The organism is Pantoea vagans, assembly GCF_001506165.1.
In the GTDB taxonomy this organism is placed as follows: domain Bacteria; phylum Pseudomonadota; class Gammaproteobacteria; order Enterobacterales; family Enterobacteriaceae; genus Pantoea; species Pantoea vagans_C.
Genome location: NZ_CP011427.1, coordinates 2357395 through 2374104, shown reverse-complemented (window position 1 = coordinate 2374104; position 16710 = coordinate 2357395). Strand labels below are relative to the sequence as shown.

Sequence of the window (16710 nt, the reverse complement as noted above, 5' to 3'; positions counted from 1 at the left end):
ATCGCAATTGAATATATATTCAAGCGGAGAAAAATCAATGAAAGCATCTGTCCTGAAAGTTACCCTACTGGCTTCACTGATGTTGGCATCGGCGGCAACGCTGGCTGCAGATAAAGGTTTGATCGCCATCATCACTCCCTCACACGACAACCCCTTCTTTAAAGCCGAAGCGGATGGCGCGCAGGAAAAAGCCAAAGCGCTCGGTTACGCCACGCTGGTGGCTTCACACGATGATGACGTGAATAAGCAGAACCAACTGATCGAAACCGCGATTGCGCGTAAAGCCAAAGCGATCATTCTGGATAACGCCGGCGCTGACGCCACCGTGGGTCCTGTACAGAAAGCTAAAGACGCGGGTATCCCGACCTTCCTGATTGACCGTGAGATTAACAAAACCGGCGTCGCCGTGGCGCAGATCGTCTCCAACAACTATCAGGGCGCGCAGCTCGGCGCAGAGAAGTTCGCCAAGCTGTTAAACGGTAAAGGCACCTACGTTGAGTTACTGGGGAAAGAGTCCGATACCAATGCGGGCGTGCGTTCTCAGGGCTATCACGACGTGCTGGATGATTATCCAGACATGAAAATGGTGGCACAGCAGAGTGCCAACTGGAGCCAGACCGAAGCCTTCAGCCGTATGGAAACCATCCTGCAGAAAAACCCCGATATCGTCGGCGTGATTTCTGGCAACGACACCATGGCGCTCGGTGCTGAAGCTGCGCTGAAAGCGGCCGGTAAAACCAACGTCATCGTGGTGGGCTTCGACGGCAGTGATTACACCCGTGATTCCATCCTCAATAAAGGCAACATCAAAGCCACTGTGCTGCAGCCGGGTTGGGCCCAGGCGCAAATGGCCGTTGAGCAGGTGGATTACTACCTGAAAAACGGCAAAGCGCAGAAAGAAGAGAAGCAGCTGATGGACTGCGTGCTGATTGACGACAGCAACGCCTCAAAGCTGAAAAACTTCAACCTGGCGAAATAAGACGGAGGTCGGCATGAAGGGAAAAACAGCTGGCGGGCTAGTGGTTGCGCTGATGACGCTGGTGTTAACCGCCTGCACCGTGGTGGATCTCGATGCTAATGGCAATCCCATCATGCCGAAAGATCCCAACGCCAAACCGGGCTACAGCGATCAAACCCCGCAGCAGATTGCCGAATCCAGTTGGGCCAGCCGGGTGCAGCAACCGGCAGAAAAACAGGCGCTGAGCTGGGCGGACATGGAAACCAAAAGCCATACCGTGAAAGCCGGTACCAGTGAAAGTGTGTTTGTGCGTGCGGCTGGAACCGTGACGGCCTTTGATAACAGTAACGATCGTGAGCGCAGTTTAACCATGACCATCAACGGCAAGCCGGTTCAGGTGCTGATTGGCCCGGTGCTGCGCAGCAATGCGATTCGTGATGCGGCCGGATTCCGCTTCGAAGAGTTTACCAATCAGGTGCAGTACGCGCAGCTGACCAAAGCGCTTAACCGCCATGCCGTGCAGCAGTTACCTGCGATAGATGCGAGCTGGGTGGGCAAACCCGTGCAGGCGCTGCTGGCGGTCAGCATGAAACTGAACCAGGTGGATGACGTGGTAGCGATTCAGTTGCAGCAGGGGAATCCATGATGAGCGATGAAATCATCTTGCAGGCGAACCAGATGTCGATGCTATTCCCCGGCACGCTGGCACTGGATCGGGTGGATTACCGCGTATGGCGCGGCAAAGTGAACGTCATTATCGGTGAAAACGGCGCGGGAAAATCGACGCTGATGAAAATCCTGGCGGGGGTACAGCAACCCACCAGCGGAGAGATGTTCCTTAATGGGCTGAAGGTCGCATTTAGCAGCACGCGTGATGCGGCACGCCACGGCATCGGTATGGTGCATCAGGAACTTAACCTGTTTGAAAACCTCAGTGTAGCGGAGAATATTTTTCTGGGTCGCGAGATCCAGCGCGGTATCAGCCCGATCAATGAGGCGGAACAGAAGCGTCGTACCGCTGCCTTACTGCAACGTCTCGACCAGCCGATTTCGCCGGATGAGACGGTGGGCAACCTGAAAGTCGGCCAGCAGCAGTTGGTCGAAATCGCCAAAGCGCTGGCGGAAAACGCCGACATTCTCATCCTCGACGAACCGACCTCTGCGTTGAGCAAAACCGAAGTCGAAATCCTGTTCCGGGTGATCCGCGAACTGACGCGTCAGGGTGTCTCCATCATCTATATCTCACATCGGCTGGAAGAGCTGATGGCGATTGGCGATGTGATTACCATCCTGCGTGATGGCCGTTTTCAGGCGGAGGCCAAGGTTAGCGATATTGATGTGCCGTGGATCGTGCGCGAGATGCTCGGCAGCGAACCGGTCAGTAACTTCCTGCCGCCGAACCGCCAGTTTGGTGCCGCGGTGCTGGAAGCAGAGCACATCACCTGTGTCAGTCCCAATGGCAATACGCTGGTGGACGATGTCAGCTTCAACGTGCGCGCTGGGGAAATCGTCGGCATTTATGGCTTGATGGGGGCCGGGCGTACCGAATTATTTGAATGCCTGCTCGGCAGCCAGCGCAACTACCTCGGAAAACTGTGGCTGGACAGCAAACCCCTGCCGACGCGCCTGCCTACCGCTGAACGCATCCGCATGGGCATGAGTCTGGTGCCAGAAGACCGCAAGCGGGCGGGCATCTTTCCGGTGTCGTCAGTGGCCAGCAATCTCACCATCGCCAGCCTGTGGCGGCGTTTGTCTCACCGTACAGTGATCTCTGAACAGGCAGAGCGCGAGGCCGTCACCAGTACGGTTGGCAATCTGGCGATTAAAATTTCCTCGCCTGATGTCGCCATCAGCGCCTTGAGCGGCGGCAATCAGCAGAAAGTGGTGATTGGTCGCTCTTTGCTGACCAATCCGCGTTTGCTGCTGTTGGATGAACCCAGCCGTGGCATTGACGTGGGTGCCAAAGCCGAGGTGTTCCGCATGATGGTGCGGTTGTCAGAGCAGGGCATTGCGGTGGTGTTTTCCACTTCCGATCTGAAAGAAATTATGGCTGTCGCCGATCGCATCCTGGTGATGTCTGGCGGCAAATTAACCGCCGATCTCCCGCGAGCAGAAGCGGAAGAAGCGGCGCTGGTGAAAGCAAGCGCACAAGGATTCTGAACATGAAAAATCAAGGCGCAATGGCGCTCGCGACACCAGGTAAAGCCTTTAACTCACGCGAAGGCTTGATTCTGCTGCTGCTCAAACTGCGTACCTTTATCGCGCTGTTTCTGATTGTTGGCTTCTTTGCCATCACGGTGCCGGATTTCCTCGCGGTGGGTAGCATGGTGATCATGGTGAAACATATCGCCATCAATGCCTTTCTGGCGCTGGGCATCACTTTTGTCATCATCACCGCCGGAATTGATCTTTCGATCGGAGCGACACTCGGGCTGTGCGGCATGATTGCCGGTTGGCTGATTACCAAAGGGATTGTCCTGCCGATGTTTGGCATCGCCATTTTCCCCAGTGTCTGGGTGATTGTGCCGCTGGTGTTAGTGATTGGTGGGCTGATTGGTGCGGTCAACGGCTGGATTATCACCAAATACAATGTGGCACCGTTTATCTGCACGCTGGGCACCATGTACATCCTGCGTGGTGCGGCGATGCTGACTTCTGGCGGTGAGACTTTCCCGGGCTTGCAGGGCAATCAGCTACTTGGCAATACCGGCTTTGACAAAATTGGCGCGGGCTATTTTCTCGGCCTGCCGTGGGCCATCTGGATGATGGTGGTGTTGGCGCTGGTGATTGCTTATGTCGCACGGCGCTTGCCTTTTGGTCGCCAGGTGTATGCGATTGGTGACAACGAGCGGGCGGCTGAACTTTCGGGCGTCAAAGTGAAGTCGGTGAAAATCTGGGTCTACACCATCTCCGGTTTCTGCGCTGCCATTGCCGGCATCGTGGTCTCTTCACAACTTGTGGCCAGCCATCCGGCTAACGGCACCTCGTTTGAAATGAACGCCATCGCTGCGGTGGTACTGGGAGGCACTTCACTCGCAGGCGGTCGCGGCACCATCTTAGGTACACTGGTGGGGGCATTCGTCATCGGGTTCCTTGCCGACGGGTTGATCATGATGGGCGTCAGTGAATTCTGGCAGATGGTGATCAAGGGCATCGTGATCATTGTGGCGGTGATCATCGACCAAATGCAGAGCCGTATGCAGCAGAAGGCCGCCGTTGTAGCGCAAAAGGCGCTGATCGAGGAGGCTGATACCAAAGGTTAATCGGTTGGGAGCGAGCCACGCTTGCTTGCTCCCTCTTTTTTTATCCAGATTGAATATATATTCAATAACGCATGAAAATTCAGAGGTGTCTATGAATCCTTTCAAATATTCGGTAGCCGATCTGGCAGCGAAAGCGCGAGCCGTACGCCGCCGTATTATCCAGCTTAATGCGGGTAGCCCGGCGGGCGGCCACACCGGGGCGGACCTTTCCCAGGTAGAGATTCTCACCGCACTCTATTTCCGCATTCTCAACTGCGCGCCGGATCGTACTAACGATCCGCAGCGCGACATCTATATCCAGTCGAAAGGCCATGCGGTGGGCGGCTATTACTGCGTGCTGGCTGAGGCGGGCTATTTCCCAACTGAGTGGTTGCCGACGTATCAGCACTCTGACTCACATCTGCCTGGCCATCCGGTACGGCAGAAAACGCCAGGCGTGGAGTTAAACACCGGTGCGCTCGGTCACGGTTTACCGGTTGCGGTGGGCATTGCGCTGGCGGCGAAAAAGGACAACAGCAATCGCCGTATTTTTGTGGTGACAGGCGACGGTGAACTGGCAGAGGGCAGTAACTGGGAAGCCGCACTGGTGGCGGCGCATTACGGCCTCGATAACCTGGTGATCATCAATGACAAGAACAAGCTGCAACTGGCGGGCCATACGCGCGACATCATGAATACCGATCCGCTACCGGATAAATGGCGTGCCTTTGGGTTAGAGGTCACCGAATGCAACGGAAACGATATGGCGTCGGTGGTGGAAACCATAGAGAGCCTGCCACGCAATGGCAAGCCGCAGGTGATTGTGGCGCATACCGAGAAGGGCTTTGGCATCTCCTTTATTCAAGGCAAGCCGGAGTGGCATCACCGTGTACCTAAAGGGGAAGAGATCGCATTGGCACTGGAGGAATTGAAAGATGAGTAATGCAAAACATCTGGCGACGGTGATGGTGGAAGCCTTTATCGATGCGGTGAATCGGGGTGTCGATTTAGTCCCGGTGGTGGCAGATTCCACCTCAACCGCCAAAATTGCGCCTTTTATCAAGGCATTCCCCGATCGACTGATCAACGTTGGCATCGCTGAGCAAACCCTGGTCGGCACGGCGGCAGGCCTGGCGATTGGTGGCAAAGTGGCGGTGACCTGCAACGCCGCACCCTTCCTGATTTCCCGTGCGAATGAGCAGGTCAAGGTCGATGTTTGCTACAACAACACCAACGTCAAACTGTTTGGCCTGAATGCCGGTGCCAGTTATGGTCCGCTGGCCAGCACCCACCACAGTATTGATGACATTGCGGTGATGCGCGGCTTCGGCAATATCGAAATTTATGCACCATCCTGTCCGCTAGAGTGCCGGCAAATCATCGAGTACGCCCTGGCACACGTTGGGCCGGTCTATATCCGTCTGGATGGTAAAGACCTGCCGCAACTGCACGATGAAAACTACCAGTTCCGTCCAGGACAAATTGATGTTCTGCGCGAAGGCAAAGAGATTGCGCTGGTGGCGATGGGTTCGACGGTACACGAGGTGGTTGAGGCTGCAGAGCAGCTTAAAGAGCAGGGCATCAACGCAGGTGTGATCGCCATTCCATCGATTCGCCCTTGTGATACCCAACGGCTGCGAGAGCTGCTAAATCATTACTCCGCGGTGATAACCGTAGAAGAGCATAACGTTAACGGTGGTGTCGGTAGCCTGGTGGCCGAAGTGCTGGCGGAAGGTGGCTGTGGTATTCCGTTGCAGCGTTTGGGCATCCCGGATGGGCAGTATGCGATAGCGGGCGATCGCGCCTCGACGCGGGCGCATCACGGAATTGATGCCGCCAGCGTAGTGAATAGCGCAGTGGGCATGGTGGCAGGAGCATAAACATGGCGGGACCGTTAATACTGGCAATTGATGAAGGTACCACCAACGCCAAAGCGATTGCGGTGAATGGTGCAGGTCAGGTAGTGGCACGTGGCAGCCAGCCGTTAACGCTGGCGCACCCGCAGCCGGGTCTGGCGGAGCAAGATCCGCGAGCCATCTGGCATGCCGTAAAACAGGCGATTGAAAGTTGTCTGGCTCAGTGTGCCGGGGCGGAGGTGGCGGCTGTAGCCATCAGCAACCAGCGCGAATCGGTGCTGATTTGGCAGCGTGCGGATGGGCAGCCGCTGACACCGCTGGTGAGTTGGCAAGATCGCCGCTCCGAAGCGTTTTGCCGCGATCTGCGCGTCGCGGGCAAAGCACCGCGCATTACCGGTCTAACCGGGTTAGCGGTCGACCCGATGTTCCCGGCAGGAAAACTTACCGGCATGTTGGCGACATTGCCCGATGGCCTGGCGCGTGCACAAGCCGGTGAACTGTGTATCGGCACGGTAGACAGCTGGTTGAGCTGGCAATTAAGCGGTGGTGAATCCTTTGTCACCGACCATGCCAACGCCGCGCGCACCCAACTTTATAACCTGCACAGCGGCGATTGGGATGATGAATTGCTCGCGCTGTTCCATATCCCACGGGCGGCACTGCCGCAGATTGTGCCTTCCGCGAGTGCGCAGGGTGTGGTGACGGTTAATGATATTGCGGGTCTGAAACCCGGCACGCCGATTTTGTCGCGAATTGGCGATTCTCACGCTGCTTTGCAGGCACAGCGCAGTGCCGGTGAAGAAGTGGTGAAGGCCACCTACGGCACGGGTTCGTCGTTAATGATGTCGATGGCCACGCCACTGCTGACGGAAAACGGCCTGAGTACCACGGTGGCATGGCATGATGGCACCTTGCGCTATGCGTTTGAGGGCAATATTACTCACACCGGTTCAGGGGCGGCGTGGCTGGGGCGTATGCTCGGTATCAGCGATCCGCGTGAGCTGACGGCAATGGCACAGCGCAGTGAGCACAATCAGGGGATCTATTTTGTGCCAGCGCTGTCTGGCTTGGGCGCACCCTGGTGGGATTTAAAGGCGCGTGGCATGGTGTGTGGACTGACCGATGCCGCCACGCCCGAAGTACTGGCGCGGGTGGCGCTCGAATCCATCACGTTCCAGATTGCCGATGTGTTTTTCGCCATGGAGCAGGCCAGCGGTGTGCAGCTCCCGGCGCTGTGTGTCGACGGCACCGCCACCGAGAACGGTTGGCTGATGCAGTTGCAGGCCGATGTGTTACAGCGTCCGCTGAAACGTGTTCCCACAGCCGAAGTCTCAGCGCTGGGGGCAGCCTTACTGGCCGGGCGTTTGTTAGGCTGGTGGCAGCAGGGCAGTGAAATGCAGGCATTGCAAGGAGGTTCGGTGATTGAACCGCGAACAGAACGGGCGGTCATGATGCAGGAAACTTATCGCGGTTGGCTGGATGCGGTGGCGCGATGCCGTTATCAGCCTCATTGAAACTCCGAGGCCCCCCAATTCCGCATCAATGTGCACCCTACGAAAACCTCGCCCGATCGCCGTAGGGTTGCCATTTATGGCGACCGAAAGGCGCTTAACTGGCAAGCATGACGCCACTTAAGCGACCTGTGCCCATCACTGAAAACGATTAGCCTTATCCCGTGCCAGACGCTCCAGCGCAAAGATAACCTGTTGTAACTGACGCTCCTGCACCGGTTCAATGGTAGTAAAGCGGAAGCTCAAACGGGGTGTGGTGCGGGTTTCATTTTTGCTGGTGATGGTGCTGCGTTCACCGATGTGCAGCAGCTGCGCGGTGACCTCGAAATGGCCATATTCACCCAGTTCCACGCGTAGTTTTTTAAAGGTGTCGCCGCGATTCAAGCCTTCTGGCAGTGCTTCATCCAGCAGCACACCTGCGCCACCCAGCGACAGATCCTGCAAACGGAAGCGCACTTTGCTGCCATCCGGCCATTCACTGTGGCAATAAAACACCGGTTCCATTGGGGCATTTACGCGGAAGAACTCACGGCGTTGAATTTGCCAAACCAGTTCCGGTAGTGGCGCGGAGAAAGCAGGTAAGCCTTCGAACTCGACACGTTGTAATCCCGCCAGGCCAAATTCCACTTTGGCTCCCTGGGTTTCGGCGGCGATATTTAATTCGCCACCCTGTAAGGCTAAATCATTATCCAGCGCATTGCTGCCAAGATCGAAGATCACCTGGTCTTCGTCGGCAGCCAGTAAGCGGCTAATAAACTGTCCGCGCGCAAAACTCACCATCAGCGGGGTCTGGTAACGTAGCAAGTCCTTCATTACGTTCAATACTGCCAGCGTGCCTCGTTTGAGGTATTGTTCTTTATCGGCTTCTTTCACGTCCTGCTCCACTTATCCGATTGTTATTATCACGAGTGCCAATGCTACCGATTTGTTATCGGCCTGGCCCAAAAAAGCTTTAGCGTGCTAACGATTATTTTACCGTTGCGCTCACCCGGCACAATGAAAATTCCAGGCTATACTAATCGCAGTGAACACCTTGATTCATAACGTAAGGAGCAGTAAATGGGTATTCTTTCATGGATTATTTTTGGTTTGATTGCCGGGATTATCGCTAAGTGGATCATGCCGGGTAAAGATGGCGGCGGATTTATCATCACTGTGGTGTTGGGTATCGTAGGTGCGGTCGTCGGCGGCTGGATCAGTACCCTGTTTGGCTTCGGTAAAGTTGACGGTTTCAACTTTGGCAGCTTCGTGGTGGCGGTAATTGGTGCCATTGTGGTGTTGTGGATTTACCGCAAAGTGCGTGCCTGATAACACGCGTTGATTTAAAGAAAACCGCACCTCATGGGGTGCGGTTTTTTTATGCGCGGGAGGCCTTTAGGCCTCCCGTCTTATCAGAAATCATAACCCACTGTCGCCATCACCGTACGCTCTGCACCGCGATAACAGTATCCAGTGCCATAACAGGCGGTAAGATACTTTTTATCGGTCAGGTTATTGGCATTCACCTGCAACCACGCGCCTTTCAGCTGTGAATTCCAGGCACCCAGATCGGCACGCACCGAGGCATCAAACAGCGTCACTGACGGCAAACGGGTGGTGTTTTCATTATCCGCCCACTGCTTACCGATGTAACGCACACCGGCACCGGCACTCAAGCCGTAATCGAACTGATAATGTCCCCAGAAGGACGCCATGCTATTGGGGGTGACATACGGAGTATGACCTTCGTTACCATCCACCGAGTCTTTGAAGCGCAGGTGGTTGAGGGTGTAACCCGCGATGGTGCTCAGGCGCGGTGTCAGCTGATTACGCGCTTCCAGCTCAATTCCCTGCGAATGCACTTTGCCAGAAGGGGTGAAGGTACTGTCGATGACGTTGCGGTTGGCGACATCATTCTGCGTCAAGTCATACAACGCAATTGAATACATATCGCGCGTGCCAACCGGCTGGTATTTCACGCCGGCCTCATACTGTTCCGAGGTGGTGGGTTTCAGCTGATTGCCGTACGGGTCAGTGAGTGAGGCGGGAGTGATCGCCTGACTCCAACTGACATAAGGCGAGATGCCACTGTCGAAGGCGTACAGCAGTGCAGCACGACCGCTGATATGGTCATCCTGGCGGCGACTGGTGCCATTATTCGACACGATGCGATCATAGCGGCCAGAGAGATCCAAATGCCAGCGATCCAGCTGTAACTCATCCTGCAGATAAATCCCGGTTTGATAGTAGCGGCGGGTCGATTCTGTCCAGCTGTAATCCGGCATGGTGCCAACAGCTTCGCCCGTCCATGGATTCAGTGAGCTGGCGTAGCCGCTGGCGTTGCTGAGATCGTTCTTATATCGGTGGTACTCCGCACCTAAAATCACACGGTGCTGCACTGCACCGGTGGAAAAATCGGCCTGCAGGCGGTTGTCGTTGGCCCAGGCGCTGAGTGATGATCGTTCGCCAGAATAGTAACGCGTCAGCAAATCGGGGTTGGTGGCATCCCAACCAATCTGATACACCTGATCGAGATCGACATTCGAGTGGCTATAGCTGGCGGTGGAGTAGAACGACCACACATCATTAAAGCGGTGTGAGAAGTCGTAGCTGTAGATCTGTTCATTACGTTTGAACTGATCCAGCGCACTGTCGCCTTCATAGAAGCTGTCACTCAGTTTACGGCCATTGTGGCTATAAAGCGTCCCTTCTGCAGGTACGGAACCGTGATACCCACCGGAAGGATCTTTTTGCAGATAGGCGCGCAGCACCAGGTTGGTGTCTTCACTCGGCTGCCACATCAGCTGCGGTGAAATGGCGTATTTTTCTTCGCGGGTATGGTCATATTGGGTATCACTGTTGCGCGTGATGCCGGTCAGACGAAATGCCCACTGATCGTTGATGGCGTTGGTGTAATCAAACGCGGCGCTGTTGGTGGCATTGGTGCCAGTCGACAGGCGGAAGTGACCCTCCTCGGCAAACTGCGGGCGCTTGCTGACCAGATTTACCAATCCACCCGGTACAGTCTGGCCGTACAGCGCGGAGGAGGGGCCTTTAATCACGTCCACGCGGTCCAGGAACCAGTTATCGACCTGCAGGATATTAAAGCTGCCGCCATCGCTCATGATGCGCAGGCCATCAAGGAAGGTGTTATCCACATCGCCGCCGTGGAAGCCGCGTAAAGCGATAGTGTCGTAACGCGTTGCCGCACCACCGAAGTTGGTAAACACGCCAGGGGTGTAGTTGAGCGCCTGGTTAAGATCCTGGGCACCCTGGTCTTCCATTTGCTGTCGCGTTACCACTGAAATCGACTGTGGCGTGGTGATTAAGGGCTGATCGGTTTTGCTGCTGCCGCTACTGCGTGTGGCGAGATAACCTTGTGTCGGTGAGTTGGCGCTCTCTTGCGGTTGTGCCGTTACCACGATGGACTCTTCAGCGAAGGTGGCTCCAGGCAGGGCTAAAGCCAGCGCACACAGCACGCGGCCACGATTGAGGGTAAAAAGCGACATCAGAAATCCTTTAACTGAAAGCAGGCAAAATGGCAGCACATGTAAAAGCACCACCTCAAATGTGAGAATAAGAGTCGATATTAGAGTGATAATTATTATCTTTTAGTAGGCTGTGTTTCAAGATGTAAATTTGAGATAGATGAGGTGTGAGAAAATCTCACAAGGTGGGCGGAAGTTGGGGGATTAACTGACTGGCTTTCTGCTAGTGCGCATGAATGCACACCCCAGAAATCCGTATCCTTGCTTGTCGGGCCGCCAATTATGGCAAATTACTCGTCAGTTAAGCGACTGACGATAACGCCGTCTGGGGTCGCACCGGGGCTGGCGGTCCTCGCGCCGCTACGCGGTGCCTTCACTTCACTCGTCTGCCTTAACGGACCGGTGCCGATGGACTGAACCCATAATGTTGGACTGTAAAACGACATAATGGGGATAAATCATGAAGCCCAAATATTCCACTCAATTCAAGTTAAAGGTCGTGCGTTACTTTCTCGACGGTCATGCCGGTCAGGGCGGGACAGCACAACATTTCGGGGTTTCGAGGACGCATGCTATCCGCTGGATACAGCTTTATCTTCACCACGGTGAGGAAGCACTGCGTCCCCGTTCCCGCTCCCGCTCTCAGATGTATTCACCGGAGTTCAAACGAGAGGTTGTCACCTATGCCATCAACCATCCTGAGACATCGGCAAGGCTCGCGGCCCGATTTGGTATTGCTTCCCATACCACTGTTGATAACTGGCTCAAACGGTTCAGACTAAAGGGGTACAGTGCCTTTTGTCCGACACAACCGGAGCGGAGCGTATTTATGCCAGTTAATCCAGACAAGCCTCGTAAAGCAGATGATAAAACGCCTGAAGAACTGCTGAAGGAGCTCGAATATCTCCGGGCGGAAAATGACTATCTGAAGACGCTGCAGGGGATACTCCTTGAAAAAAAGCGGCTGGAGTCGCTGAAAAAGCAGCGGCGGTAAACCTGTTGCGTACGCAACATCGCCTGCCGGTGCTGCTGAAAGCGGCTCAACTGGCCCGGAGCACCTTCTTTTATCATCTGGCTCGCCTTCAGATACCGGATAAATATGCTGAGGTTAAGGTGCTGATGCTCCGGTTGTTCAGTGAACACAGAAGCCTGTATGGCTACCGGCGGCTTAACGAGCTTCTCAGACAATGTGGCTACAGTCACAGTGGTAAAACTATCCTTAAGCTGATGAAAGCTCTGTCGCTGGAGTGCCCGGTAAGGCGGAAGAAATATTGTTCCTACCGGGGAGGCGTGAATCCGACAGTGGCTAACCTGCTACAAAGAAACTTCGTTGCTTCAGCGCCTGAAGAGAAATGGGTAACAGACGTGACGGAGTTCCGAGTGGGAGAGGATAAATATTACCTGTCAGCCATAATGGACCTGTACAACGATGAAATCGTGGCCTGGGAAGGCTCACAGAAGGCAACGGCATCATTGATAGATGGCATGCTGAAAAAGGCGTTCAGTCACCTGAGTAGCCTGAGCCGCGTGTTGTTGCACAGTGATCAGGGGTGGCATTACCAGCGGCCATATTACCGGCGTCAACTCGCAGAGAGAGGAATACAGCAAAGTATGTCCAGGAAAGGCAACTGTCTGGACAATGCGATGATAGAGAACTTCTTTGGGCATCTTAAAACAGAGATGTTTTATCTGAAGACGTTCCGAAGTGTGAGCGAACTGAGTGCTGCGATCGGTGAGTACATAGACTTCTGGAACGACAAGCGGATAAAGATGGGACTGGGCGGACTGAGTCCGGTGGAGTACCGGACTCATAATCAAATTAAGCTGACTTAAAGAGTCCAGGTTAAGGGGTTCAGTTCACGATGGAACATCCATGTTCCAGCGCCACCTTTCGCCCGCGTCCTGCGGGCTCTCCTGGCATACTCGCTCAGCTCAGCGCTGCGGATGCCTGCCCCGGTGCGACCCCAGCCAGCTCCTTAGCTTCAGTGCGCGTTGTCAAAAAGGGCACGTTGTCTGAGGCCATGACGCCTCTGCTGCACCCTTAGGCCGCCCCTGTCTAAAGCGCTTATTTCCCCGCGCTTAACGCTGGCATATTCGGGATATCCCCAGCGTTATTGCAGGTCTTATCTTTCGGGCAATACTTATCCAGCAGTTTTAGCGTCACGCCATTGGTCCAGCCGAAGCCATCCTGCAACGGATATTCACCGCCGCCACCGCCGCCCAGCTGCGCGCCTTCCACCACGTACTTCTCAACCAGCTTATGCTCTTTGTCATAGGTGGCCTGCACGTTTTGCAGGAAACGCTGGCCAATCTCTTGCGCCAGTTTGGGCTGGTGGTAATGCTCCAGTCCTTCAATGGCAACCCATTGCAGCGGTGCCCAGCCATTAGGTGCGTCCCATTGCTGACCGTTATTCACCGTGGTGGTCACTAACCCACCCGGTTTTAGCAGCTGTTTTTCTACCGCTTTCGCCGTGCGATCGGCCTGTTTCTCACTCGCCACCTGCATATACAGCGGGAACAGTGTTGCCGCGGTGAGCTGCGGGTGGATCTGTTTTTTCTGCCAGTCGTAATCGGCATACCAGCCCTGTTTTGCATCCCACAGATAGCGATTGATCGCCGCCCGACGCTTCTCGGCATCAGCAGCAAACTGTTTGGCCTGGTCATCCTGTTTCGCCAGTTTGGATGCCTTAGACAGCACCTGCTCCAGATGGAACATCAGGCTATTCAGATCCACCGGTGCCAGTTGTGTGGTGCGGATGGAGGCCAGATTATGCGCATCGGTAAACCAACGTGAGCTGAAATCCCAGCCCGATGCCGCGCCAGCACGCAGATCGCGATACACCTGCTGTTTATTGCGGTCCGGTGCTTTGTTGGCGGTGTTCACATCGTCCAGCCAGGATTCGGTGCGTGGGGCATCGCGGTCATCCCAATAGCGATTGAGCAAGGTGCCATCGCTGAGCTTAATGACGCGCTTGCTGGCTTGTCCTGCGGCGACCTTATCGCTGTCGGCCATCCAGTAGTCATACTCTTTCTGCAACTGCGGCAGATACTGGCGATAGACGTCATCACCTTTGTGAGTGGCTAACAGATCGACCATCAGGCTAAAGAACGGTGGCTGCGATCGGCTGAGATAGTAGCTGCGGTTGCCGTTCGGGATATGGCCATATTTGTCGAGCTCGGTGGCGAAGTTGTCCACCATATCTTGCACCCGATCCCAATGGCCGCTCTCCGCCAGGCCCAGCATGGTGAAGTAGCTGTCCCAGTAATAGACTTCGCGGAAGCGACCACCCGGTACAACGTAAGGCTTAGGCAACGGCAGCAGGGAATCATACTGGCTGGCGTTAGGCGTGGAGCGGGTCAACACCGGCCACAAGCCGTTGATATGCTCACGCAGGCTCTGCCCAGCGGGCGGCACATATTTGTCCTGCTCTTTAGGCAAGGTGAAATTGGCGTCAACAAAGTGCTTCAGATCGAAGTTGCGCTGGCTCTTTTGCATCTGCCAGTCGGCCAGAATGGAAGAGGGGTTGTACTTCGGGACCGCGTCGGCAAAGGTTTTCTGGTCCGGATAAAATTTCGCCTGCTGCACGGCGTTAAACAGTGGCCCCAAACGGATATCCGGTGGTTGGGGCTGGTTGCTCAGCATGCGGCTGTTATCTTCAGCCTGCGCAACGGCAGAACCCGCGAGCAGGGCAGCGCTCAGTAAAAAGGTGAGGCGCGCGGGCGTGAATATGACATTTTTTATCATCGGTTTTTCTCCTTGTCCGAAAAGGTGGTGTGCTAACGCATTGACCACTCGAACAACTTTAGTCGCTTATCCGCCGCTTATCCCCCCAAGGGGGCGGAAATGTGAAGCGTTCGGAATTAATCACGGGAGAAATTGCATTAACCCTAAGGTTTTTGCTTGCCCTCAACAGGTATTTGCCTGAGGCTGAAGGAAAAAAAGGAGAGCTGTATGGAGATCATCTGGTATCACCCCTCATCCAATCCGCAGAGCTGGATTGACGGACTGCATCAACGTATACCGGGCGTCAACGTACGCTACTGGCAACCGGGTGATAATGCACCGGCCGACTACGCCATCGTGCGTTCACCGCCCACAGAGATGCTCGCCGGACGCCCGTTGAAAGGCGTATTCGCCATGGGCGCTGGCGTGGATGAGATTCTTAAACAACAGCACGCCCATCCGGAAATGCTGTCCGATGAAGTGCCGCTGATACGTTTAGAAGACACCGGAATGGCGCGTCAGATGCAAGAGTATGCCAACTGGTGCGTGTTGGGCTGGTTCCGTCGTTTTGCCGACTATCGTCAACAGCAGCAACGGGCGCACTGGCAGCAGTTGAAGGGCTATGAACGCGAGAACTTTACCATCGGTATTCTGGGTGCCGGTGTGCTGGGGCGCAGCGTACTGGAGAGTCTGCGTCAGTGGGGCTTCCCGCTACGCTGCTGGAGCCGTTCAGCAAAAACCATTGAAGGCGTGCAAACCTTCCACGGTCGCGAGCAGCTGAATGCCTTTCTCGATGGCACGCAAGTGCTGATTGATTTGCTGCCGACCACGCCGGAGACCACCAACCTGATTGATGAGCACGTGCTAAGCGTACTGCCGCACGGCGCCTTTTTCCTCAATATGGCGCGCGGTGCGCACGTGGTGGAAGCCGATTTGCTGGCGGCCCTGAATAGCGGCCAGTTGGCAGGTGCCGCGCTGGATGTGTTCCAGACGGAACCTTTGCCCAAGGATCACCCGCTCTGGTCGCATCCGCATGTCACAATCACGCCACATACTGCTGCCATAACATTGCCGGGTGAGGCGATGGATTTCATTGCGGGTGCCATACTTGCTCTGGAGCAAGGCCAGCAGCCGGGCGGTTTAGTCGATCGTCAACGCGGTTATTAATTCACATTTTGTCAGGAGAAGAGGATGTATCCCGTCGATTTGCACATGCACACCGTTGCCAGCACCCACGCCTACAGTACGCTGCACGATTACGTGGTACAGGCTAAGCAGAATGGCCTGAAGCTGTTTGCTATAACCGATCACGGTCCGGATATGGCGGATGCGCCGCATTATTGGCACTTCGTCAATATGCGCATCTGGCCACGCGTGATCGATGGCGTGGGCGTGCTGCGCGGTATTGAAGCCAACATCAAAAACCAGCAGGGCGAGATCGACTGCAGTTGCCCGATGCTGGATGCGCTGGATCTGATTGTGGCAGGCTTCCACGAGCCAGTGTACGCGCCACGTGATAAAGCGCATCACACCGAAGCGATGATTGCGGCGATGGCCGGTGGACTGGTGCACATCATCTCGCATCCTGGCAATCCGAAATTCCCGGTCGATATCCGCGCGATTGCTGAAGCGGCGGCGCATTATGATGTCGCGCTGGAGATCAACAACTCCTCGTTTACCCATTCACGACCTGGCAGTGAACCTAACTGCCGCGCCATCGCCGAAGCGGTGCGCGATGCCGGCGGGCGTCTGGCCTTTGGTTCTGATTCCCACACTGCCTTTACGCTGGGCCACTTTGAACACTGCATCCGTATTACGCGTGAAGTGGATTTTCCCGAGGATCGCGTGTTAAATGTCACGCCACGCCGCTTGCTCGATTTCCTCGAACAGCGTACCGGGAAGCATATTGCTGAATTTGCAGACTTTTAACTTTTTGCCTCAAGGAATTCTGT

General features: G+C 55.3%; 14 protein-coding genes. 11 read left to right on the top strand and 3 right to left on the bottom strand.

The annotated features are described in order from the left end of the window. Positions 1–37: 37 nt before the first annotated feature. The 7 genes from LK04_RS11035 (at position 38) to LK04_RS11005 (ending at position 7570) form a co-directional block, all read left to right on the top strand. Positions 38–979: a D-ribose ABC transporter substrate-binding protein gene (locus LK04_RS11035; protein ID WP_039330606.1), complete on the top strand. Its 942-nt coding sequence runs from the start codon at positions 38–40 to the stop codon at positions 977–979. A 13-nt stretch (positions 980–992) separates the two neighbouring features. Continuing rightward, positions 993–1604 (top strand): DUF2291 family protein, encoded by a 612-nt coding sequence (locus LK04_RS11030; protein ID WP_052206030.1) that lies wholly within the window; start codon positions 993–995, stop codon positions 1602–1604. Then, entirely contained in the window at positions 1604–3118 is a 1515-nt protein-coding gene (locus tag LK04_RS11025) for a sugar ABC transporter ATP-binding protein (RefSeq protein ID WP_039330668.1), read from the top strand. Before LK04_RS11030 ends, LK04_RS11025 begins: the two co-directional genes overlap by 1 nt. Before the next feature lie 2 nt (positions 3119–3120). After that, positions 3121–4221 carry an ABC transporter permease gene (locus LK04_RS11020; RefSeq protein ID WP_039330605.1) on the top strand — a complete coding sequence of 367 codons (1101 nt, stop codon included), beginning with the start codon at positions 3121–3123 and terminating at the stop codon, positions 4219–4221. A 91-nt stretch (positions 4222–4312) separates the two neighbouring features. Continuing rightward, on the top strand, positions 4313–5143 hold the full coding sequence (locus LK04_RS11015) for a transketolase (protein ID WP_039330604.1): 831 nt from the start codon (positions 4313–4315) through the stop codon (positions 5141–5143). Continuing rightward, positions 5136–6080 (top strand): transketolase family protein, encoded by a 945-nt coding sequence (locus LK04_RS11010; protein ID WP_039330603.1) that lies wholly within the window; start codon positions 5136–5138, stop codon positions 6078–6080. The genes LK04_RS11015 and LK04_RS11010 overlap by 8 nt, the downstream gene beginning before the upstream one ends. A gap of 2 nt (positions 6081–6082) precedes the next feature. Next, the gene (locus LK04_RS11005) at positions 6083–7570 is read left to right on the top strand and encodes an FGGY family carbohydrate kinase (protein ID WP_039330602.1); all 1488 of its coding nucleotides are present in this window, start codon (positions 6083–6085) and stop codon (positions 7568–7570) included. 135 nt (positions 7571–7705) lie between these two features. On the opposite strand, the gene LK04_RS11000 is transcribed toward LK04_RS11005, so the two are convergent. Further along, positions 7706–8440 (bottom strand): flagellar brake protein, encoded by a 735-nt coding sequence (locus tag LK04_RS11000; RefSeq protein ID WP_039330601.1) that lies wholly within the window; start codon positions 8438–8440, stop codon positions 7706–7708. 186 nt (positions 8441–8626) lie between these two features. Here LK04_RS11000 and LK04_RS10995 point away from each other — a divergent pair, with 186 nt between their 5' ends. Then, the gene (locus tag LK04_RS10995; protein WP_039330600.1) at positions 8627–8875 is read left to right on the top strand and encodes a GlsB/YeaQ/YmgE family stress response membrane protein; all 249 of its coding nucleotides are present in this window, start codon (positions 8627–8629) and stop codon (positions 8873–8875) included. Positions 8876–8958: 83 nt separating this feature from the next. On the opposite strand, the gene LK04_RS10990 is transcribed toward LK04_RS10995, so the two are convergent. Then, positions 8959–11055, bottom strand: a complete 2097-nt coding sequence (locus LK04_RS10990) for a TonB-dependent siderophore receptor (RefSeq protein WP_039330599.1) — start codon at positions 11053–11055, stop codon at positions 8959–8961. A 439-nt stretch (positions 11056–11494) separates the two neighbouring features. Here LK04_RS10990 and LK04_RS20560 point away from each other — a divergent pair. Further along, positions 11495–12867 (top strand): IS3 family transposase gene (locus LK04_RS20560; protein WP_102136011.1). Its coding sequence is split into 2 segments (ribosomal slippage): positions 11495–11996 and positions 11996–12867, totalling 1374 coding nucleotides; the frame shifts between segments, so codons are not numbered across the junction. 232 nt (positions 12868–13099) lie between these two features. Here the strand turns inward: LK04_RS20560 and treA are convergent. Beyond that, the gene (gene treA, locus LK04_RS10975) at positions 13100–14779 is read right to left on the bottom strand and encodes an alpha,alpha-trehalase TreA (RefSeq protein ID WP_052206172.1); all 1680 of its coding nucleotides are present in this window, start codon (positions 14777–14779) and stop codon (positions 13100–13102) included. A 207-nt stretch (positions 14780–14986) separates the two neighbouring features. Between treA and ghrA the strand changes: the two genes are divergently transcribed. Next, positions 14987–15925 carry a glyoxylate/hydroxypyruvate reductase GhrA gene (ghrA, locus tag LK04_RS10970; protein ID WP_039334743.1) on the top strand — a complete coding sequence of 313 codons (939 nt, stop codon included), beginning with the start codon at positions 14987–14989 and terminating at the stop codon, positions 15923–15925. Between the two features lie 24 nt (positions 15926–15949). After that, positions 15950–16687 (top strand): phosphatase, encoded by a 738-nt coding sequence (locus LK04_RS10965; RefSeq protein ID WP_039334745.1) that lies wholly within the window; start codon positions 15950–15952, stop codon positions 16685–16687. Positions 16688–16710 lie beyond the last annotated feature (23 nt).